The sequence below is a fragment of the Frigoribacterium sp. 2355 genome, assembly GCF_054060695.1.
In genome coordinates, this window is the sequence record NZ_JBSSDL010000013.1 from 27,332 (window position 1) to 46,837 (window position 19,506).

At 72.8% G+C, this 19,506-nt stretch carries 16 protein-coding genes and 2 tRNA genes; 4 read left to right on the forward strand and 14 right to left on the reverse strand.

Annotated elements, in window-relative coordinates:
* Window positions 1–9: 9 nt before the first annotated feature.
* Both ACVJ1F_RS13330 and ACVJ1F_RS13335 read right to left on the reverse strand, forming a co-directional pair.
* The gene (locus tag ACVJ1F_RS13330) at window positions 10–789 is read right to left on the reverse strand and encodes a response regulator (RefSeq protein WP_456886854.1); all 780 of its coding nucleotides are present in this window, start codon (window positions 787–789) and stop codon (window positions 10–12) included.
* Between the two features lie 5 nt (window positions 790–794).
* Window positions 795–3,338 carry an ATP-binding protein gene (locus tag ACVJ1F_RS13335; protein WP_456886774.1) on the reverse strand — a complete coding sequence of 848 codons (2,544 nt, stop codon included), beginning with the start codon at window positions 3,336–3,338 and terminating at the stop codon, window positions 795–797.
* Window positions 3,339–3,640: 302 nt separating this feature from the next.
* On the opposite strand from ACVJ1F_RS13335, the gene ACVJ1F_RS13340 reads away from it, so the two are divergent.
* Window positions 3,641–4,306, forward strand: coding sequence for a TetR family transcriptional regulator (locus ACVJ1F_RS13340; protein WP_173151885.1), 666 nt, complete (start codon window positions 3,641–3,643; stop codon window positions 4,304–4,306).
* Window positions 4,307–4,426: 120 nt separating this feature from the next.
* Here ACVJ1F_RS13340 and ACVJ1F_RS13345 read toward each other — a convergent pair whose 3' ends face one another.
* The 7 genes from ACVJ1F_RS13345 to ACVJ1F_RS13375 all read right to left on the reverse strand — a co-directional run bounded on the left by ACVJ1F_RS13345 (window position 4,427) and on the right by ACVJ1F_RS13375 (window position 11,663).
* Window positions 4,427–5,182, reverse strand: a complete 756-nt coding sequence (locus ACVJ1F_RS13345; protein ID WP_456886776.1) for a glycosyltransferase — start codon at window positions 5,180–5,182, stop codon at window positions 4,427–4,429.
* Window positions 5,179–6,576, reverse strand: a complete 1,398-nt coding sequence (locus ACVJ1F_RS13350; protein WP_456886778.1) for a PIG-L family deacetylase — start codon at window positions 6,574–6,576, stop codon at window positions 5,179–5,181. Before ACVJ1F_RS13350 ends, ACVJ1F_RS13345 begins: the two co-directional genes overlap by 4 nt.
* 29 nt (window positions 6,577–6,605) lie before the next feature.
* Window positions 6,606–7,790 (reverse strand): acyl-CoA dehydrogenase, encoded by a 1,185-nt coding sequence (locus ACVJ1F_RS13355; RefSeq protein WP_456886780.1) that lies wholly within the window; start codon window positions 7,788–7,790, stop codon window positions 6,606–6,608.
* 83 nt (window positions 7,791–7,873) lie between these two features.
* Window positions 7,874–8,206 (reverse strand): hypothetical protein, encoded by a 333-nt coding sequence (locus ACVJ1F_RS13360; RefSeq protein ID WP_456886782.1) that lies wholly within the window; start codon window positions 8,204–8,206, stop codon window positions 7,874–7,876.
* 164 nt (window positions 8,207–8,370) lie between these two features.
* Window positions 8,371–8,460, reverse strand: a tRNA-Ser gene (locus ACVJ1F_RS13365).
* 479 nt (window positions 8,461–8,939) lie between these two features.
* A complete protein-coding gene (locus tag ACVJ1F_RS13370) occupies window positions 8,940–10,322 on the reverse strand; it encodes an LCP family protein (protein WP_456886784.1) in 1,383 nt (460 codons plus the stop codon).
* 141 nt (window positions 10,323–10,463) lie between these two features.
* On the reverse strand, window positions 10,464–11,663 hold the full coding sequence (locus ACVJ1F_RS13375) for a glycoside hydrolase family 6 protein (protein WP_456886786.1): 1,200 nt from the start codon (window positions 11,661–11,663) through the stop codon (window positions 10,464–10,466).
* A 301-nt stretch (window positions 11,664–11,964) separates the two neighbouring features.
* Between ACVJ1F_RS13375 and ACVJ1F_RS13380 the strand changes: the two genes are divergently transcribed.
* A complete protein-coding gene (locus ACVJ1F_RS13380; protein WP_056047292.1) occupies window positions 11,965–12,264 on the forward strand; it encodes a hypothetical protein in 300 nt (99 codons plus the stop codon).
* 136 nt (window positions 12,265–12,400) lie between these two features.
* Here ACVJ1F_RS13380 and ACVJ1F_RS13385 read toward each other — a convergent pair.
* The 3 genes from ACVJ1F_RS13385 to serS all read right to left on the reverse strand — a co-directional run bounded on the left by ACVJ1F_RS13385 (window position 12,401) and on the right by serS (window position 14,722).
* Window positions 12,401–12,488 (reverse strand) — tRNA-Ser (locus tag ACVJ1F_RS13385).
* 117 nt (window positions 12,489–12,605) lie between these two features.
* Complete coding sequence (locus tag ACVJ1F_RS13390; RefSeq protein WP_456886788.1) at window positions 12,606–13,460, reverse strand: HAD family hydrolase; 855 nt, start codon at window positions 13,458–13,460, stop codon at window positions 12,606–12,608.
* Complete coding sequence (gene serS, locus ACVJ1F_RS13395) at window positions 13,457–14,722, reverse strand: serine--tRNA ligase (protein WP_456886789.1); 1,266 nt, start codon at window positions 14,720–14,722, stop codon at window positions 13,457–13,459. Before serS ends, ACVJ1F_RS13390 begins: the two co-directional genes overlap by 4 nt.
* Before the next feature lie 98 nt (window positions 14,723–14,820).
* Here serS and ACVJ1F_RS13400 point away from each other — a divergent pair, with 98 nt between their 5' ends.
* Window positions 14,821–15,846 carry a diacylglycerol/lipid kinase family protein gene (locus tag ACVJ1F_RS13400; RefSeq protein WP_137847873.1) on the forward strand — a complete coding sequence of 342 codons (1,026 nt, stop codon included), beginning with the start codon at window positions 14,821–14,823 and terminating at the stop codon, window positions 15,844–15,846.
* A gap of 51 nt (window positions 15,847–15,897) precedes the next feature.
* Here ACVJ1F_RS13400 and pheA read toward each other — a convergent pair whose 3' ends face one another.
* The gene (pheA, locus tag ACVJ1F_RS13405; RefSeq protein WP_200412814.1) at window positions 15,898–16,851 is read right to left on the reverse strand and encodes a prephenate dehydratase; all 954 of its coding nucleotides are present in this window, start codon (window positions 16,849–16,851) and stop codon (window positions 15,898–15,900) included.
* A gap of 69 nt (window positions 16,852–16,920) precedes the next feature.
* On the opposite strand from pheA, the gene pgm reads away from it, so the two are divergent.
* Complete coding sequence (pgm, locus tag ACVJ1F_RS13410; protein ID WP_456886790.1) at window positions 16,921–18,540, forward strand: phosphoglucomutase (alpha-D-glucose-1,6-bisphosphate-dependent); 1,620 nt, start codon at window positions 16,921–16,923, stop codon at window positions 18,538–18,540.
* Window positions 18,541–18,673: 133 nt separating this feature from the next.
* Here pgm and ACVJ1F_RS13415 read toward each other — a convergent pair whose 3' ends face one another.
* On the reverse strand, window positions 18,674–19,483 hold the full coding sequence (locus ACVJ1F_RS13415) for a M15 family metallopeptidase (RefSeq protein ID WP_456886792.1): 810 nt from the start codon (window positions 19,481–19,483) through the stop codon (window positions 18,674–18,676).
* Window positions 19,484–19,506 lie beyond the last annotated feature (23 nt).

A 19,506-nucleotide genomic window follows, 5' to 3' on the forward strand; every position in this document is an offset into this window, starting at 1 on the left:
CGACCGCGGTCACGCCTCCTCGACGACCTCTGCCCCGGCGTCGGGCACGAAGCGGTAGCCCATGCCGAGCACCGTGACGAGGTGTCGCGGTGCGGCCGGCACGGGTTCGAGCTTCTTGCGGAGTTGCGCGAAGTAGAGCCTCAGGTAGCCGGTGTCCTTCGCGTGGAAGGGGCCCCAGACCTCGGTCAGGATGGTCTCGCGCGTGATCAGCTTGTCGGGGCTGTGCAGCAACAACTCGAGGATCTTCCACTCGGTCGGCGTCAGCCGGACGGCCGTGCCGCCGCTGCCCGCGCCGCCGCCCGCACCCGCGCCGCCGCGCGCACCCGCGCCGCCGCCCGCGCCGCCCCCCGGTCGACGGACCACGGTCTTCGCCGCGAGGTCGACCTGTACGTCGCCGAACGTGACCACGGGCTGCTCGTCGTCGGTGCCCGACGGCAACCGGCGGGTCTGCGCCCGGATGCGGGCGAGCAGCTCGTCCATCGAAAAGGGCTTCGTGACGTAGTCGTCGGCGCCCGCGTCCAACGCCTCGACCTTGTCGGCGGCGTCGGTGCGGCCCGACACGACGAGGATGGGCACGGTCGACCAGCCGCGCAGACCGGTGATCACCTCGACCCCGTCGAGATGGGGCATGCCGAGGTCGAGCATGACGAGGTCGGGGTGCCGGCTGGCCGCGAGGTCGAGCGCCTCCCGCCCGTCGGCGGCCGTGACGACGTCGTAGCCGCGCGCCCCGAGGGTCACCTTGAGCGCCCGCAGGATCTGCGGGTCGTCGTCGGCGATCAGGATCTTCACGGCGCTCACGTGGCCGACCGTACCCGATCGGCCTCGCCTGCCCCGCCCGGCCCGGGCACCGCCGGCAGCCCGACCACCATGGTCAACCCGCCGCCGGGGGTGTCGTCGAGTGCGAGCGTGCCGCCCATGGCCTCGACGAAGCCCTTGCTGAGCGCCAGCCCGAGCCCGAGGCCCGTGCCGTTGTCGGTGTCGCCCAGCCGCTGGAACGCGACGAGGATCTCGTCCCGTCGTTCGACCGGGACCCCGGGTCCCCGGTCCACGACCCGCAGCTCGACCCGGTCGCCGAAGGTGCTCGTCGAGATGCGGACGCTCGCGTCCGGCGGCGAGTGGCGCAGGGCGTTGTCGAGCAGGTTGACGACCACGCGCTGCAACAGCACGGCGTCGGCCCGCACGGGCGGCACCGTCGCCCGCAGCGCGAGCTCGACGTCGGCCGGCCCGAGGCCGAGCTCGTCGAGGGCGCCGAGCACGACCTCGTCGACGTCGACGTCGGCGGGCGTCACGGCGAGGGCACCGGCCTGCACGCGGCTGACGTCGAGCAGGTCGGTGACCAGGGTCGAGAGCGAGTCGAGGCTCTCGTGGGCGGTGGACAGCAGCTCGTCCCGGTCGGAGTCGCTCCAGGCGACGTCGGTCTGCCGCAGTCCGCTGACGGCGGCCGTCGCGGCGGCCAGCGGGCGACGCAGGTCGTGACCGACGGCGGCGAGCAGGGCGCTGCGCATGCGGTCGACCTCGGCGAGCGGCGCGACCTGGCCTGCGGCCCGGCTCAGCTCGGAGTGCTCGAGGGCCGCCTCGACCTGCGCCGCGACGACGTCCAGGAGGCGCCGGTCGGCCGCCTGCAGTTCGGGTCCGGTCAGCTCGAGGGTCGCGTCGGCGCCCGCGGCGATCGACGTGGTGGTCCCGGCCGGGGACCCGGTTCCGGGACGGCCGTCGTCGGCGAGCCGCGCCTCCCCGATCTCGACCCCGCCCTGGACGACGCGCACCCGGGTCATGCCCAGGGCCTCGCGGGTGCGGCCGATCAGGGCCTGCAGGGCGTCCTGGCCGCGCAGCACGCTCCCCGCGACCGTGGCGAGCAGCTCGGTCTCGGCGAGCGCCCGGGCGGCGGCACGGCTGCGGCGTGCGGCCTGGTCGACCACGTAGCTGACGATCGCGGCGTTGAGCACGTACAGCACGAGTGCCGCCAGGTGCAGCGGCTCGGCGATGGTCAGCTGGTAGATCGGCGCGATGAAGAACAGGTCGAGCGTCACGCCCGAGAGCAACGCCGCGAGCAGGGCCGGCCAGATGCCACCCGTGACGGCGACCACCACGACCAGCAGCTGGAAGACCAGCACGGTGCCCGCGATGCCGTCCTCCGAGCGGTGCCCGGCCAGCAGCCCGGTCAGCAGCGGCCCGGCCACGAGGGCGAGCACGAACCCGGCGATCACGCGGCGTCGCGACAGGGCCCCGCCGAGTCGCGGCAGCACCCGGTCGCGTCCGGCCGAGGAGTGGGTGACGATGTGCACGTCGATGCGTCCCGACTCGCGGATCACCGTCGAGCCGATGCCGGGCCCGGTCAACGCCGCGGCCAGGCGCCCCCGTCGGCTGACGCCGATGACGAGTTGCGAGGCGTTCACCCCGCGGGCGAAGGCGACGAGCGCACGGGGAACGTCCGAGCCGACGACCTGGTGGTACGTGCCGCCGAGCTTCTCGACCAGGGCCCGCTGGGCCGCCAGGGCACCCGGTGCTCCCTGCCGGAGGCCGTCCTGCGCACTGACGTGCACGGCGACGAGTTCTCCTCCGGAGGACCGGGCGGCGATGCGGGCACCCCGTCGGATCAGCGTCTCGCCCTCGGGGCCGCCGGTCAGGGCGACGACGACGCGCTCCCGGGCCTCCCAGGTGCTGTCGATGCCGTGCTCGTCGCGGTACGCCTTCAGCGCGCTGTCCACCTCGTCGGCCAGCCAGAGCAGCGCCAGCTCGCGGAGGGCCGTCAGGTTGCCGAGGCGGAAGAAGTTCGAGAGCGCCGCGTCGACCCGGTCGGCCGGGTAGACGACGCCCTCGGCCAGTCGGTCCCGGAGGGCCTGCGGGGCGAGGTCGACGAGCTCCACCTGGTCGGCCGCCCGCAGCACGGCGTCGGGCACCGTCTCGCGCTGCGTCGCCCCGGTGATGCGCTCGACCACGTCGGTGAGCGAGTCGACGTGCTGGACGTTGACGGTCGAGACGACGTCGATGCCGGCGACGAGCAGGGCCTCGACGTCCTGCCACCGCTTCTCGTGGGTGGAGCCGGGGGCGTTCGTGTGGGCGAGCTCGTCGACCAGCGCGAGCTGCGGTGCCCGCGCGAGCACCGCCTCCAGGTCGAGTTCGTCCAGCGCGACGCCGCGGTGGACGACCGCCCGGCGGGGCACGACCTCGAGGTCGCCGACCAGCGCCGAGGTCGCCCGCCGGCCGTGCGTCTCGACGACGGCCACGACGACGTCGACCCCTTCGGATCGCAACCGTGCCCCTTCTTCGAGCATCGTGTACGTCTTGCCCACGCCGGGCGCCGCCCCCAGCACCACCCGCAACCGCCCTCGCTTCATGGGCTCAGCCTGTCACCCCTGCGGACCCGAGCGTGCCGGACGGGGACCACCCGCCGGGCACACGGGAACGCCCCGTGACCACGGGGGCCACGAGGCGTGTGTCTCGAGGGGACCTGGCCCCCTCCGTGGTTCAGCTGGAGGGTCGCACCCGACGCGACCCTGCGCGATCTCACAGGGGGTTGTGTGCCTGGTGCCTCTCGAGGCCGTCCGACCCGAATCGGACTCTTGCAGGATACGCGATCCGGAGGCTCCGTTGCCCATTGGGCATGGAAATTCTCAGGAAGCCCCGGCACGATGGTCCGATGCAGCAGACTCCGGCGCGTGGGGACCTCACCCGATTCGGCACGGAAGCGGTCGGCGGGCGCGACGAGAAGCGTCGGGCGACGAGCCGTGGGCTCGCCGACGCGGCCTTCCGACTGGCGACCGAGAAGGGCTTCGACGGCTTCGTCGTCGAGGACGTCACCGCCCTGGCCGGTTACTCGAGGCGCACCTTCGCGAACCACTACTCGTGCAAGGAGGACGCCGTGGCCTCGGTGCTCCTGAACAAGGCGGGCGCGGCGGTGGACGCCTCCGACCTGTCGATGCTGGCGTCCTTCCAGGGCACCGACATCGACCTGCTCGAGCTGCTGCTGCTGTCGGCCGTCGACACCCAGCTCGTTGACTACATGATCAGCCTCCGCCACCTGCTGCGGACGCACGAACCCCTTTTGCCCTACGTGCTCGCGGTCGGCGTCCCCATGACCGAACGCGTCGGCGACGTGATCGGCCTGGCCGTCGGCCCCTCGCGGGACGACCTGACCACGTCCTTGCTGATCCATTCGACCTGGGGTGCCGTCATCGCCGTGCTGCGCGGCGTCTACGACCCCTGGGTCGACACGACCACCGACGACGAACGCGTCGACGCCCTCCGCGCCTACTGGGCGACGACGTTCGAGCGCTTCCGCACGGGCTTCGGCCCCGTCGCCTGAGCCGGTCCGCACCGCACCGCACCGCGTTTCGTGCACGGCACCGGGTAGAGACGCGGTGCCGTGCACGAAACGCGGTGCAACACGCTGGGCTCGGGACGAGGAGGCGCGGCGCCGGCCTCGTCAGGCCAGCAGGTCCACGGCGAGGTAGCCGGCGTAGCCGCCCGACGTGCGTCCGTCGCGCCGTCCCGAGGTCAGCACCTCGCCGACGTCCGAGGCGACGAGCGTCGCGCCGGCGTCGCGCAGCCGGTCGACGAGGACGTTGTCCTCGTGCAGGTCGACGGGCGCGAACCCGCCGACGGACCGGTACGACGACGCCCGCACCCCGAGGTTGGCGCCGTGCACGTGGCCGTTCGGCCGCCCGGGCGTGTGCCGGGCCGTCCAGGCCGCGATCTGACGCGGCGAGAGGTCGGCGAAGTCCGGGCGCACGGTCCCGATCACGACGTCGGCGCCCGAGGCGGCCCGGTCGAGCTGGTCGTCGATCCAGCCCGGCGGCACGACCGAGTCGGCGTCGGTGCAGGCGAGCCACACCGCGTCGAGCGGCAGGTCGTCCGAGGGCGCGCCGAGTTCGTCCAGGGCGACGTCGACGCCGACGGCCCGTGCGACACCGACCCCGCGGGCCTCGATCTCGACGACGGTCACGCGGGCGTGCGCACGGGCGGCCGCCACCGTCCCGTCGGTGCAGGCGTCGGCCACGAGGACGACGACGACCCGCACCTCCGGATGGGTCCTGGCCGTGTGCCGCCGCGCGACGTCGACGCCGTCGAGTGCGCGCGAGACGAGTTCCTCCTCGTCGTGCGCGGGGACGACGACCGCGACGGCCCGCACGGGGCGGGCCGGGGTCGAGGCCGGGGTCGATCGGGCGGGCGCGGCGCTCATCGCAGGCCCGTCCGCTGGGCGACCGACCGGGGGTCGCGCGAGAAGACGTCGAGCACGAAGTCGCCCTCGACGTGGTGCGAGACCCGGTGGAGGCGCGGGTCGGCGCCCAGCCGGGCGTGGACGTCGTCCGCGCCCTGCCGGAAGTCCCCCTCGGGCTGGGTCCAGTGGCAGGCCACGACGTCGCCGTCGTCGGCCAGACCGTCGACGATCGAGTCCACCAGCCGCCCGAACGCTTCCGGGGCCAGGTAGTAGCCGACCTCGCTGAGCACGACGAGGTCGAAGGTGCCCGACGGGTAGTCGGCGGCGGCGTCGGCCTGCTCGACCGTGACGTGCGGCAGGTTCGCGAGCCGCTCGCGAGCGGCCTGCACGGCGACCGACGACACGTCGAGGGCCAGCAGGCGGTCCGCCGCGGGGGCCAGGTCGCCCGTCAGCACGCCGATCGAGCAGCCCACCTCGAGCACGCGGCCGTAGCGCTCACGAGGCAGCGACGCCACGGTGAGGGCGCGCTTGCGGCGCTCGTACCAGCGCGTCGTGACCCGCCACGGGTCGGCGCGGCGGGCGTGCGTCCGGTCGAAGGTCGCCTCGGTCGCCGGGACCGACGCCGCGGCGCCCGCGCCCTGGCCGTCCGCGTCCTGGCCGCCCGCGTCCCGACCGTGCGCCTCCGACCCGGCCACGACGAAGACCTCGCGCCCGCGGGTGAAGTGCCGCTCGAACACCGGGTGCAGCACGGGTGCGTCCTCGGGCGCGGTCGAGAGGGGTCGGCGCTGCGAGACGTACGCCGCGAGGGCCGAGCGCTTCGCGGCGTCGGCGACGGCGTCCAGGGACGACAGCCGCAGGGACGGCCAGGGCACGTCGGGATGGTCGGGCGAACCCCAGTGCCACAGCCAGATCGGGTACTCGAGCACCGTCGTGCCGGCCTGGTCCGCCTCGGCCGCCAGCTCGGCGGCGATCTCGCCGAGCACGCGGTGGTCCCGGTGCCCGTCGCCGCGCCAGGGCGCGACGAGCAGGCCACCGGGCCCGGGCAGCAGGGGACGCAGCCGCTCGGTGATCTCGGGTCGGGCCTCGCGGACCGTCCCGTCGGCGATGCTCCAGTGCACCAGCTCGACGTCGTGACCCAGCAGGTCCACCGCGACCCGCGCCTCCTCGGCCCGCGTCGCGACGAGGTCCTCGGCGCTCGTGGTCGAGCCGGGGTGCGAGGCCGCGCCGTCGGTCACCACGACGACCGTGACCGGGATGCCGTGGGCGGCCGCGTGGGCGATGAGCCCGCCGGCGCCGAGGGTCTCGTCGTCGGGGTGGGCGGCCAGCACGACCACGCGCGACGCGCTGGTCGGGACGACGGCGCCGTCGAGCGGCGGCAGGTCGAGGAGGCGCGGGTCGGCCTCCCAGGTCTCCACCGGGGTCCCCGGCGCGCGACCGTCGAAGCTCACCACGTGGAACGTCCGTCGGCCACGGCCCGGCGCAGGACCGTCTGGCCGAGCGACGCGTCGTCGCGTTCGCCGTGGTGCTGGCGGAGGTAGAGCTCGAGGTCGGCGACGCGCTTGGCGTGGGCCGCGTCGGTGGCGAGCGGGGCCGGGCCGAGGGCACGGGACGCCCGCGCGAGCACGTCGTCGCAGGCGTGGGCGACGGTCCCGCGGACGCGCTTGGCCAGCAGCCGCCCGGCGTCACCGGTCGCCTCACCGGCGTCGACGAGGTCGGCGGCCTCGACCAGAGCCCGGCGGGCGTCGGCCAGTCGCGTGTCGACGAGGCCGAGGGCCTGCAGGAGGTGCGGGTCGGCAGGGCGCTCCGGCGTGCGCGACGAGGCGGTCACCGCCGCGGCCAGCAGCGTGCGGGCCACGCCGACCGCGCCGCCGTACCAGCACGCCGCGACGCCGATCCCGCCCCACGAGAAGCCGGGACGCTCGAGGTACCACCCGGGAGCGCCGACCTCGCGTGCCTCGACGTCGTCGAAGTCGACCGGGCCGGAGGGGATCTCGACGAGGCCCCTGGCGTGCCAGGCGTCCGCCGTCACGGTCACGCCCGCCTGACGGAGGTCGACCGAGAACAGGCGACGCTCGTCGCCGACCCAGGCGGTGACGAGCGCGCCGTCGAGGGTGCCCGCCAGGGAGCACCAGGGCTTCGTGCCGGCCAGCGACCACGGACCCGACCCGTCCGGGCCCCGGGTCGCCGTCAGACGGACGCCGGGCCCCTCGGCGGCGAACACGCCCCAGGTGAAGGGGTCGGCGGTCCGAGCGCGCGGGGGGACGGAGGAGCGGTCGCCGTCGTCCTCGTCGGACAGGGTCTCGATGGCGGTCGCGGCGCCGGCCTCGGCGTGCTGGTCGAGGATGGCGAGGGCGTCGAGGTGCGGTTCGGCCGCTCGGGCCGCACCGAGATCGTGCGCGGCGAGCGTCGCCAGGGCCTGCCAGAGGTCGGCCGTCGAGCCCAGTCCGGGCAGGGCCCCGTGTCGACCGAGCTCGACGGCGAGGTCGAGTGCGTCGCCCACCGAGGGCGCCGGACGGGATCGCAACCCCTCGACGACGAGAGCGGTGGCCGTCCCGACGACCGGACCCGCGCCTCCCAGGGTGACCGGCTCGATGGGGTCGGTCGAGCGCGCGGGCGCGGAGGGACTCATGGTCTCGACGCTAGTCGGTCGTCCGATCGAGCGTGGGGCTTGACAAGGAGGCGGACGACAGGTGTCGGTCAGTGGCGGGAGGCTCAGAACTCGTCGGTGTCGAGCGGGATGCGCTCGGCCACTTCGGCGGTCTGGGGCTCGATTCCGCGGAGTCGGCCGATGCGCCCCTCGATGTCGTCGACCAGGGCGTCGTCGTCGATCTCCGCCTCGTCGGTCTGTTCTTCGGAGACCAGCATCTGGCTGGCGGGACCGAGCAGCACCTGGAACCGCTGGTGCACCCCGCCACGATCCATGCCGGGCAGGTCGACCATGTCGGACTTGTTCTGCATCGCCAGCGCTCGCGCGTACTCGACGACGGCCGCCGCGATCGCGTCGCCGGTGACCAGGTACTCGTCGGTGTAGTGGATGCGTTTCACCCGTGGTTCTCCCTGCAGTCGAGACGACTCGTCGTCACCGATCACGCTACGCGCGACGGGGCGGGAAGGCCCCGTGCCGGGCGACGTCGGTGGCCCTCGAGCGGGCAGAAGAAAAGCCACCCCGGAACATCTCTGGCGAGAGAGAGAACCGACGTGGCTTTCCGCGGAGCCGGTGGGATTTGAACCCACGGTTCCCACAAAGGGAACTCCACCTTAGCAGGGTGGTGCACTAGGCCGAACTATGCGACGGCTCCATGCGGCTCGCGAGCGAACACGCAGGGACAAGCATAGCGGCCCGGAGGCCAGATGCCGAACCGGGGCCCGGGGCCGGTCGGACGTGCGGCCGGGACGGGCGTGGACAGAACCACCCGTGCCCCACCCGCTCTGGGGGGCGTGATCGGCTTGTCGGCATTTGTGCCGACACATAGAGTACCCCTGACGCCGACGACGGCCGAGGGGCCGGGGCCCGACAGCACGGGCCCGTTCACCCTTGCCGAACACGCCCCCCGACGGTCGCCGCGTCACGTGCCCCACCATCGAGCGCCGCACCCGAACGGCTGCGCCCGAGGGGCTCGCCGCCGGCACCGACGCCGGCCTCCACACCCCCCACGGTGCCGCACCCCTGATCCCGGCATCGCGGGGTTCTCATGCGTGCCGGTTCGGGCCGCCGCTTGAGGTCACCGGTCGTCCCGGCGAGCTGGTTACTCGCCGGGGCGACTTCTCGGCGGAGCGCCTAGTTCGAGCCGAACGCGACCGAGCAGGTCTGGTCGGCCGCCGTCTGGCCGGTGAGCCCCTCGATGACCTCGGTCGTCGGAGGCGTGGTCGACGCCCCCGCGCCCGGATCGGTGGGTGCCGCCGTGTCGGCCGGAGCAGCGGTCTGGGCCGGAGCAGCCGTCTCGGCCGGAGCGGCCGGGGCCTGGGTCGCCGCCTCACCGTCACCCGTGGCGGTGTTCTCGGAGCCGATGCCGGTGCTGCCCTCGGGGATCGAGAACGGGACGTCGTTCGCGATCGCGTCGAAGAGCTGGGTCGCCACGGCCTCGTCGGGCTGGACCTTGTTCTCGTAGACGCCCGAGCCTCCGGTCGTGCCGGGGTACTGGACGAAGTTGACGGCGTCGAGCGGCAGGTCCCGGAGCGCGAGACCGATCTGCACCATGGTGTCGATCTTGGTCAGCTGGTCGGACAGGGTCATGTTGCTCGCCGCGGCGCGGGCCAACGAGTAGAGCTTCGTGGGGTTGCTGAGGGTGTCGGCGCTCTTCACCGTCCGCAACAGCGACGAGAGGTAGACCTGCTGGCTGCTGATGCGGCCGAGGTCGGACCCGTCGCCCACGCCGTGGCGGGTGCGCAGGAAGGCCAGGGCGTCGGCACCCGAGAGCACGGTCTCGCCGGCCGGGATGTCAAGGCCCGTGTAGCGGTCCTTGATGGGCGTGGCGGCACAGACGGGGACGCCGCCGATGGCGTTCGACATCTCGATGACGCCGTTGAACGAGATCATGCCCGCGAAGGGGATGTCGAGACCGGTCAGGCTCGAGACGGTCGAGGCGACGCAGCTCAGCCCGCCGTACGAGTAGGCCTCGTTGATGGGTCGGGCCGACATCGCCGAGTAGTACCCCGAGCCGTCCTCCTTCGCGCACGACGGGATCGGCACGACCATGTCGCGGGGGATGCTGACGGCGGTCGCGTTGGTGTGGTCGGCCGACACGTGGAGCAGGATGTTGACGTCGTTCAGGGTCGCGTCCCGCTCGCCGAACGCCCCCTGGTCCTGGCTGGCGTCGTTGTCGGTCCCGACGACGAGGATGTTGAAGCCGCCTTCGTACTCGCTGATCGACGGCGGAGCGGGCTTCGTGGTCTCGCCCTGGGCCGCCTGCAGCTCGACCCCGTCACCGAGGTCGCTGCGCACCTGGTACGCCGCGATGGCGCCGACCGAGGCTCCGCTCACGAGCAGGACGGCCACCGAGGCGGCCACCACCTTCGTGACGGCCCGCACCGCGCCTCCGCTCTTGAGCCGGCCGTGTCGGGCGACTCCCGTCGTCGCGGGGGCGGAACGGCGTCCGGAGGCGGTCGCCTCGGGTCGGGCAGCTCGTCGGCCACGGCCGGATCGGTCGCGAAGGTCGCTCACGCGGTGTCCTCTCGGTCATCGAGGGCGACCCTCGCTCGCGCGGCCTCGGAATCGTTCGAGGATCGAGCGGGCAGAAGGGCACCGTTCGGTGTACGGGCAGATGGAGATACTACCCAGGCGGTCCTGGGCCGATGCCGGGACTCAGCCGGTCGCACGGTTCGCGACGAGCTGGACGGCGTACGAGGCGTGCCACTTGCCGGCGGCCGGTCCCCCGTTGCACTCGCCGTCGCTCGCTCCCGGCGTCTTGATCCAGAGCAGGGCGTCGAGCTTCGTCGTGCCGGTCTGCACCGAGGGCACGACCCCCAGGCCGGCCCCGGGCGCGTTGCACCACGTGCCCTTCCAGCCGCGACCGTTGCGCGACGTGTCGATCACGTACCGTGCGCCTCCCGTCGCCTGCGACACCTTCTCGGCGTAGGCACGCTCGGATTCGACGGGGTAGTAGTTCGACACGTTGGTCGCGAAGCCGCGGGCACGGTCGACACCGGCCGCCTTGAGGCGCGCGGCCATGGTCTGCGGCGGCACCCAGTTCGAGTTGCCGGCGTCGAGGTAGGCGGGGACGCCCGCGTCCGCCAGGGTCGCGACCGCGGAGGCGATGGTGGCCTCCCGCCCGCTCGTCTGCTCGGGGCAGTTGCTGATGAGCGTGAGGGCGTCGGGTTCGACGACCACGACGACCCGGTGGCCCGCCAGCCGCGAGGCGACGAGGGAGTTCCAGCGCAGGTACGCCGCGTTGTCGGCCGACCCACCCGCCGAGTGGCTGCCACAGTCACGGTTCGGGATGTTGTACGTGACGAACAAGGGGGTCGCGCCGACCTTCTCGGCGGCGGCGACGGTGCCGTCGATCTTCTTCACGAGCTGGGCGTCGGTCAGCCAGCTGCCGAGCCAGGTCGCCACCGGCTGCTTCGAGATCGTGCGGGCCGCCGCGGCCTCGGCGGTCCGACCCTCGGACGTCAGCGTGGTCGCGGCGCGCGCCGCCTCACCGGCGGGGTCGACGTACAGACCACCCCGGAACAGCGTCGTGGTGGGCGTGGTGCGGATGGTCTGCGAGACCGCGGCGGGCGTCGTCACCGACGGGACCGACGTCGAGGTCGGGTCGGGCGACACCGGCGCCCCGGTCGACCCGCGCTCGCCGCGCGAGGTGAAGGCGGCGATGGCGCGCTCGGCCGACTTGGACGACCGTGCGGGCGGGCTCGACGCGGTCGGCGGCGAGGCCGTGACCGAGGTCGCCGAGGGGGCGACGGGGGCCGCGTGCGCTCGCGCAGGAGCGACCGCGAGGCCGGCCGTCAGGGCGACGGCGACGCCGAGGACGACGGCGGCGCGGGTCGTCGGGGTCATGTGGGTCATGGCTGGGGTCCTGGTGTCGAGGGGCCCGGGCGGTGTTCGGCCCACCCGGGGTGCCGACCGGTGCGGGACCGCAGCGGGAGGCCCGATCAGTGCAACACGGGGGTGCGTCGGCGTTCAGTCCCTGTTCGGGGGGACGGAGCGTTCCACTTCGGGGGCCACGAGGGTCGGAGAAGGCCTCAGGCGGGGTTCCGGGCTCGGCACCCGAGGAGGTCGTCGCGGCGGCCCTCGCGGCGGCCGACCTGGGAGACTGGACGGGCGGTCGCGGACGCTCCCGCGCGCGCACCAGGCCCGGGAGGACCACATGAACGGCGAGACCAACCGAGACGCATGGCGGGACTCCGTCGAGACCTGGCTCAAGGGCGACGAGCGCAACGACGTCTTCGACGGCTACCTCGACTGGTACCGCGCGCCGGTGATGGCCGACACCGACGACTGGACCCGCGACTTCTTCGTGCTGCCGGCCGTCGGCTCGGACGTGCTGCACAAGCACGCGGGCTTCGTCGACGGCGACGCCGCCGTCTCGGTCGACGACACCACCTGGCGCGACCTCAGCACCCTGATCGGCGAGGCCTTCGCGACCTACGCCGCCGCCAAGGCCTAGGAGGCGCGGGTCGCGTCATCTGCGGAACGCGCGACCCGACCGGCGGAGGGCGTGGGATTCGAACCCCGCGGCGCGCCAGCGACGCGTCCGCCCGGTCGGCGCCCTCCAGGGCGCGGTGCGGAACGCGTAACCCGACTGGCGGAGGGCGTGGGATTCGAACCCACGAGACATCTCTGCCCACTTGTTTTCAAGACAAGCTCCATCGGCCGCTCGGACAGCCCTCCCGGTGGCCGGACGAGCTACGCCGCCACGATGTGATCACTGCGCCACGTCTAAACGTGGTGTCGTGTTCATGTCGTGGCGGGATGCACGCATCGGGCAACCGGGCCGAGTCTACCGGCTCAGAGCGTTGCGAGCACCTCGGCGAGCCCGTCGTCCAGGTCGCTCGACGTCAGCTCGCTGGCCACCGCGGCGACGTCGTCGGGCGCCTGGCCCATGGCCACCCCGCGACCCTCGGCCGCGGCCCAGCGCAGCATGTCGATGTCATTGCGTCCGTCGCCGGCGGCCAGGACCTGCGACCGTGGCACGTCGAGCCACTGCCGCACGCGCTCGAGGGCGGTCGCCTTCGTGACGCCGTCCGGGGCGATGTCGAGCCAGGCCGTCCAGCCGACGTTGTAGTTCACGTGCTGGAGGCCCATGCGCTCGACGGCCGTGAGGAAGTCCTCGGTGTCGTGGTCGGGCGAGACGACGACCACGCGGGTCGCCGGCCGGCCGACGAGGTCGTCGAACTCGACCTTCTCGGCGTTCAGTGCCGCCGCCGCCGCGGGGAACGACCCGCAGTACCGCAGCAGCCCCTCTTGGTCTTCGACGGCGTACCCGGCCCCCGCGTCGGCCAGGGCCTCGCGGATCGTCGACAGCACCTGGGTCGGGTCGAACTCCTCGACGTGCACGCGGCGGTACCCCGTCGGGGCCGACTCGTCACGGCCCAGGGTGATCGCACCGTTCGCGCAGACGACGTAGTCCGAGACGAGACCGAGACGCTCCATGACGGGCAGCGTCATCGACACCGAGCGTCCGGTCGCGATCATGACCTGGTGACCCTGGTCGTGGAGGCGCGTGATCTCGCCGAGGACGCCCTCGGAGATGGTGCCGTCCTCGGGCATGATCGTGCCGTCGACGTCGAGCGCGACCAACCAGCGGTCGGCGGCGGCCACGGGCTCGTCGCCGGGCCGGGGTGCGGCGGCGGCCTGGCTCACGCGACCGGCTCGATGACCTCGAGGCCACCGAGGTAGCCGCGCAGCGCCTCGGGCACGACCACCGAACCGTCGGCCTGCTGGTGCGTCTCGAGGATCGCGACGAGCCACCGCGTGGTCGCGAGGGTGCCGTTGAGCGTCGCGACGGGGGCCGTCTTGCCGCTCTCGGTGCGGTAGCGGGTGTCGAGGCGGCGGGCCTGGAAGGTGGTGCAGTTCGACGTGCTGCTCAGCTCGCGGTAGGTGCCCTGCGTCGGCACCCAGGCCTCGATGTCGAACTTGCGTGCGGCGCTCGAACCGAGGTCGCCGGCGGCGACGTCGATGACGCGGTAGGTGAGGCCGAGGGCCTGCAGCATGCTCTCCTGGAACCCGACGAGGGCGTCGTGCTCGGCCTCTGCCTGGTCGGGGTGCACGTAGCTGAACATCTCGAGCTTGTTGAACTGGTGCACGCGCAGGATGCCCCGGTTGTCCTTGCCGGCGGCCCCGGCCTCGCGGCGGTAGCAGGTCGACCAGCCGGCGTAGCGGATCGGGCCCGCCTCGACGTCGAGGATCTCGTCGGAGTGGTAGCCGGCGAGCGCGACCTCGCTCGTGCCGGTCAGGTAGAGGTCGTCGGCGGGCAGGTGGTAGACCTCGTCGGCGTGGGAACCCAGGAACCCGGTGCCGGCCATGACCTCGGGTCGCACCAGCGTCGGGGTGATCAGCGGCGTGAAGTCGTTCTTCAGGGCGAGGTCGAGGGCCATGTTCATCAGGCCGAGCTCGAGGCGCGCACCGATGCCGCGCAAGAAGTAGAAGCGCGAGCCCGACACCTTGGTGCCGCGCTTGATGTCGATCGCGCCGAGCTTCTCGCCGAGGTCGGCGTGGTCGAGGGCCTCGAAGTCGAAGGAGGGGCGGGTGCCGTGCTCACGGAGCGTCACGAAGTTCTCTTCGCCGCCCGAGGGCACGCCGTCGATGATCAGGTTGCCGATGCCGCGCGCGGCCGTGTCGAAGACCGCATCGGCCTCGTTCGAGGCGGCCTGCGCCTCCTTCACGTGGGCGGCGAGCTGCTGCGCCTGCGCGACCAGGGCCTTCTTCTCGTCTTTCGGCGCCTTGGCGACGGTCTTGCCGAAGGCGTTCTGCTCGGCGCGCAGGTCTTCGAAGGCGGCGATCGCCGCGCGGCGGGCCTGGTCGGCCGCCACCGCGTCGTCGACCAGCGACTCGGAATCGCCCCGGGCCCGCTGGCTCTGCTTGACGAGGTCGGGGGATTCACGAAGCAACTGGGGATCGATCACCCGCCCATCCTAGGCAACGGCACCCGCGCGGCCGACGTTCTGCACAGAGCCTTCGCCTTCCCGTTACCTCACGGGGGTGCGTCCAATACGCTCGCCCCATGACCGCCACCTCCCCCTCCCCCGCCGAGCACGCCTCGGCATCCGAGCCCGAGACGGCTCGCCAGACCGCCGCGGTCGTCTACAACCCGATCAAGGTCGACCTCGACGCCATCAAGACGGCCGTCGGGCGCCACGAGTTCTCGAACGGCTGGGCCCCCACGAAGTTCTACGAGACCAGCAAGGAAGACCCGGGCGGCGAGGTGACGAAGCAGGCCCTCGCCGAGGGCGCCGACATGGTGATCGCCGCGGGGGGCGACGGCACGGTGCGTGCCGTGGCCGAGGCCCTGCAGGGCACCGACGCGTCCCTCGCCCTGCTCCCCTCGGGCACGGGCAACCTGTTGGCCCGCAACCTCGAGCTCTCGCTCGACAACCTCGACGACTCGATCGCGACGGCGTTCAGCGGTCGCGACCGTGACATCGACCTCGGCGTCGTCGACGTCGAGCGTGAGGACGGCTCGCGCGAGACCAAGGCGTTCGTCGTCATGGCGGGCGTCGGCCTCGACGCGAAGATGCTCGCGAACACCAACGACGAGCTGAAGAAGCGCGTCGGGTGGCTCGCCTACGTCGACGCCATCGCCCGCGCGCTCCGCGACGACAACAAGATCGACGTCCGGTACGAGCTCGACGACCAGGGCCGCAAGTCGATGCGCGCCCACACGATCATCGTCGGCAACTGCGGCCTGCTGCCCGCCAACATCATGCTGCTGCCCGACGCGGCGATCGACGACGGCATCTTCGACATCGTCGCCCTGCGCCCCGAGGGCTTCTTCGGCTGGGTGCAGATCTGGGTCAAGATCGTGTGGGAGAACGGCGTCATGCGCCGCACCCAGGTCGGCCGCCGCATCCTCGCCGCCAACAGCCGCGAGGTGCGCACCCTGCGCTACAACAAGGGCAAGAAGCTCGTGGTCCGCCTCGACTCCCCCCAGGACTTCGAGATCGACGGCGACTCCGTCGGCAAGGTCGTCGCCCTGCGTGCGGTCGTCGACCCGGGCGGCCTGACCGTCCGCGTGCCGGCCGACGCCTGATCGGCACGGGCGGCCGGCCGAGCGAGGCCGGTCGTCAGCGCAGGCCGCTGATCAGCGCAGGCCGCTGATCAACCCGCGCAACCAGTCGCGGGCGTCGACGAAGGCCTCGTCGTCGTACCGCGGCGAGACCTCGGCCGGGGCGCCGTCGGCACGAGGGTACGACCCGAGGAACATCACGCTCGGGCTGAAGCGCTTCAGCCCGAGCAGGGCGTCGGCCACGCGTTCGTCGAGCACGTGCCCCTCGAGGTCGATGACGAACCGGTAGCGCCCGAGGGCGTCGCCGATCGGCCGCGACTGGATGAGGCTGAGGTTGATGCCGCGGGTCGCGAACTGCTCGAGCATGTCGACCAGGGCCCCCGAGCCGTCGGCCGGCAGCTCGACGATCAGGCTGGTCTTGTCGGCACCGGTCGCGGGCGGCACGGGTACCGTCCGGCTGACCAGCACGAAGCGCGTGACGGCCTGGTCGTTGTCGCCGATCTCGCGGGCGAGCACCTCGAGGTCGTGGTGGTCGGTGATGCCGGGAGGCGCGACCGCGGCGTCCGCGGAGCCCCCGGCGCCGCCCGGCTCGAGCAGCGAGGCGGCGGCGGCCACGTTCGACGAGGCGGGCAGGTGACCGTGGCCGGGCAGGTTGCGTTCGAGCCAGCGGTGGGTCTGCGCGTAGGCGACCGGGTGCGCGTTGACGAGCCGCACCTCCTCGATGCGGGTGCCCGGCCGGGCGACGAGCACGAAGTTGACGCGCACCAGGTACTCGCCGACGATGCGGAGGCCCGGCACGGTGGCGAGGGCGTCCTGCGTCGCGCTGACCCCGCCCTCGACGCTGTTCTCGATGGCGATCATCGCGGCCGTGCTGACGCCCGAGACGACGTCGGCCAGGGCCTCGCCGACGTTGTTGACGCTCTTCCAGGTGGCCCCGACGGCCTCGGGCACCTGCTTGAGCGCCGCCTCGGTGAATGTGCCCGCGGGCCCGAGGTAGCTGTAGGTCGTCGAGGAGGCGCGGGTCGGCATGACGAGGAGCCTACTGAGAGCCGCCCGGGCACCGCGACGAAGGTCGGCGGCGGGTGCCAGGATGTCCCCATGACCGACCGTGCCGGAACCCCCGCAGAAGCCAGCGACCTGATCGACCCCGAAGAGGTCACGGCCGCGTACTACGAACTCGTCCCCGACGTCGGCGAGGTCGAGCAGAAGGTCGTCTTCGGCACCTCGGGCCACCGCGGGTCGTCGCTCGACGCCGCCTTCAACGAGACCCACATCGCCGCCATCACGCAGGCGATCGTCGAGTACCGCGCGGGTCAGGGCATCACCGGCCCGCTGTTCATCGGGCGCGACACGCACATCCTGAGCGGCCCCGCCGAGCGCACCGCGGTCGAGGTGCTCACCGGCAACGACGTGAAGGTGCTGGCCGACGCAGAGGGCGGCTACGTGCCGACGCCCGCGCTCAGCCACGCGATCCTGGTCTACAACAACGACCCCGCGAACACCGACAAGGCCGACGGCATCGTCGTCACCCCCAGCCACAACCCGCCTCGCGACGGCGGCTTCAAGTACAACCCGCCCCACGGCGGGCCGGCCGACAGCGACGCCACGAACTGGATCGCGAACCGCGCCAACGAGATCATCGCCGCCGGCAACGTCGACGTGAAGCGCGGCGTCGGCACGCCCGGCCGCCACGACTTCCTCCGCGGCTACGTGGGCGACCTCGTCAACATCATCGACATCGACGCCATCAAGCAGGCCGGCGTCAAGATCGGCGCCGACCCGCTCGGTGGCGCGAGCGTCGAGTACTGGGGCGCGATCCGCGACGTCTACGGCCTCGACCTCACCGTCACGAACCCGGGCGTCGACCCCACCTGGCGCTTCATGACGCTCGACTGGGACGGCAAGATCCGCATGGACCCGTCGAGCCCCTCGGCGATGGCCAGCGTCGTGCGCCGCAAGGACGAGTTCGACGTCCTGACCGGCAACGACGCCGACGCCGACCGGCACGGCATCGTCACGCCCGACGGCGGCCTGATGAACCCGAACCACTACCTCGCCGTCGCCATCGACTACCTCTACACGCACCGCCCCGAGTGGCGCGACGACGCGGCCATCGGCAAGACCCTGGTCTCGTCGAGCATCATCGACAAGGTCGCCGAGTCGCACGGGCGTCGCCTGTGGGAGGTCCCGGTCGGGTTCAAGTGGTTCGTCCCCGGCCTGGTGGACGGCTCGGTCGCCTTCGGTGGCGAAGAGAGCGCCGGCGCGTCCTTCCTGCGCAAGGACGGCACCGTCTGGACGACCGACAAGGACGGCATCCTGCTCGCCCTGCTCGCGAGCGAGATCATCGCCGTCACCGGCAAGACCCCCTCGCAGCTCTACGCCGAACTGGTCGAGAAGTACGGCGACCCGGTCTACCAGCGGGTCGACGCGGCGGCGACGAAAGAGCAGAAGACCCGTCTGGGCAAGCTCGACGGCGACGCGATCGAGGCGACCGAGCTCGCGGGCGACCGCATCACGGCCAAGCTCAGCAAGGCTCCGGGCAACGACGCGGCCGTCGGCGGCGTCAAGGTCGTCACCGACAAGGCCTGGTTCGCGGCCCGCCCCAGCGGCACCGAGGACGTCTACAAGATCTACGCCGAGTCCTTCGAGGGCCCCGAGCACCTCGCCCGCGTCCAGGCCGAGGCGAAGACCATCGTCGACGCCGCGCTCGGCGCCTGACCCGCGCCTCCCGCACCGCCCGACGGGCGTGTTCGTGACGGACGGGCGACTTCGGTCGCCCGTGTCCAACGAACACGCCCGTCCTGCGGTTCGCGGGGCCGCGCGGCGGGCAGGCGGCGGGCAGGCGGCAGGGTCAGCCCGCGTAGTCCGGGGCGGCCGGAAGGCCGAAGAACTCCTCGAGCGTGGTGACGCCCGTGTCGTGCATCTCGGTGGCGAGGGGCACGCCCACGTACCGGAAGTGCCACGGCTCGAAGGTGAAGCCCGTCACGGCGACCTTGTCGGCCGGGTAGCGCAGCAAGAACCCGAAGCGCCATGCGTTGGCCGCGAGCCACTGCCCCTGCGGTGTGTCCCCGAAGCAGGCCTGCAACGCGCAACTGAGCGGCACGGGGCTGATGTCGAGGGCGAGCCCGGTCTGGTGCTCGCTGAAACCCGGACGGGCGCTCTGTGCATCGGCCTGTGCCTGCCCGAGACGCTGGACCCAGCCGGCGTAGACGCTCACCTGGGTGTCGTACGAGCGGTAGGCACTCTGCACCTGGAACGCCCCGGCCCCCTCGGCCTGGCCCGCCCGGAACATCTCGACGACCGCGGCGGCGGCCTCGGCGCGGAGGGTCGGCGGGTTCTGGTGCGCCACGTCGGGCGTGACGAGGTCGCCGGGGACGTAGTCGACCGGGTCGAGCGCGCGTAGCTTGTCGCTGACGACCCAGAGGCTGGCGGGGTCGTCGACCGACCGGGCCGCCTTGTCGAACGCGGGTGTCGTGGGGGACGTGGGAGGCGCCTCCTCGGTCGGGGTCGTGGTGGGGGTGAGCGTCGGCGAGACGGTCGCGACCGACGTGCTCGGGCTCGGCTCGGGCGCGCCCCCCGAGCACGCGGCCAGCAGGCCGGCCGAGAGGACGACGGCCAGGACGGTGGCCGCGGGGTGCGGCAGGGAGGGGCGGCGTGACATCGCGTCGAGCCTAGTCACGAGCA

Coding starts and splice junctions, on each gene's coding strand:
- ACVJ1F_RS13335 (WP_456886774.1), bottom strand. CDS start 3,338: ATGAAGCGAGGGCGGTTGCGGGTGGTGCTGGGGGCGGCGCCCGGCGTG.
- ACVJ1F_RS13340 (WP_173151885.1), top strand. CDS start 3,641: ATGCAGCAGACTCCGGCGCGTGGGGACCTCACCCGATTCGGCACGGAA.
- ACVJ1F_RS13345 (WP_456886776.1), bottom strand. CDS start 5,182: ATGAGCGCCGCGCCCGCCCGATCGACCCCGGCCTCGACCCCGGCCCGC.
- ACVJ1F_RS13355 (WP_456886780.1), bottom strand. CDS start 7,790: ATGAGTCCCTCCGCGCCCGCGCGCTCGACCGACCCCATCGAGCCGGTC.
- ACVJ1F_RS13375 (WP_456886786.1), bottom strand. CDS start 11,663: ATGACCCACATGACCCCGACGACCCGCGCCGCCGTCGTCCTCGGCGTC.
- ACVJ1F_RS13380 (WP_056047292.1), top strand. CDS start 11,965: ATGAACGGCGAGACCAACCGAGACGCATGGCGGGACTCCGTCGAGACC.
- ACVJ1F_RS13400 (WP_137847873.1), top strand. CDS start 14,821: ATGACCGCCACCTCCCCCTCCCCCGCCGAGCACGCCTCGGCATCCGAG.
- pheA (WP_200412814.1), bottom strand. CDS start 16,851: ATGCCGACCCGCGCCTCCTCGACGACCTACAGCTACCTCGGGCCCGCG.
- pgm (WP_456886790.1), top strand. CDS start 16,921: ATGACCGACCGTGCCGGAACCCCCGCAGAAGCCAGCGACCTGATCGAC.
- ACVJ1F_RS13415 (WP_456886792.1), bottom strand. CDS start 19,483: ATGTCACGCCGCCCCTCCCTGCCGCACCCCGCGGCCACCGTCCTGGCC.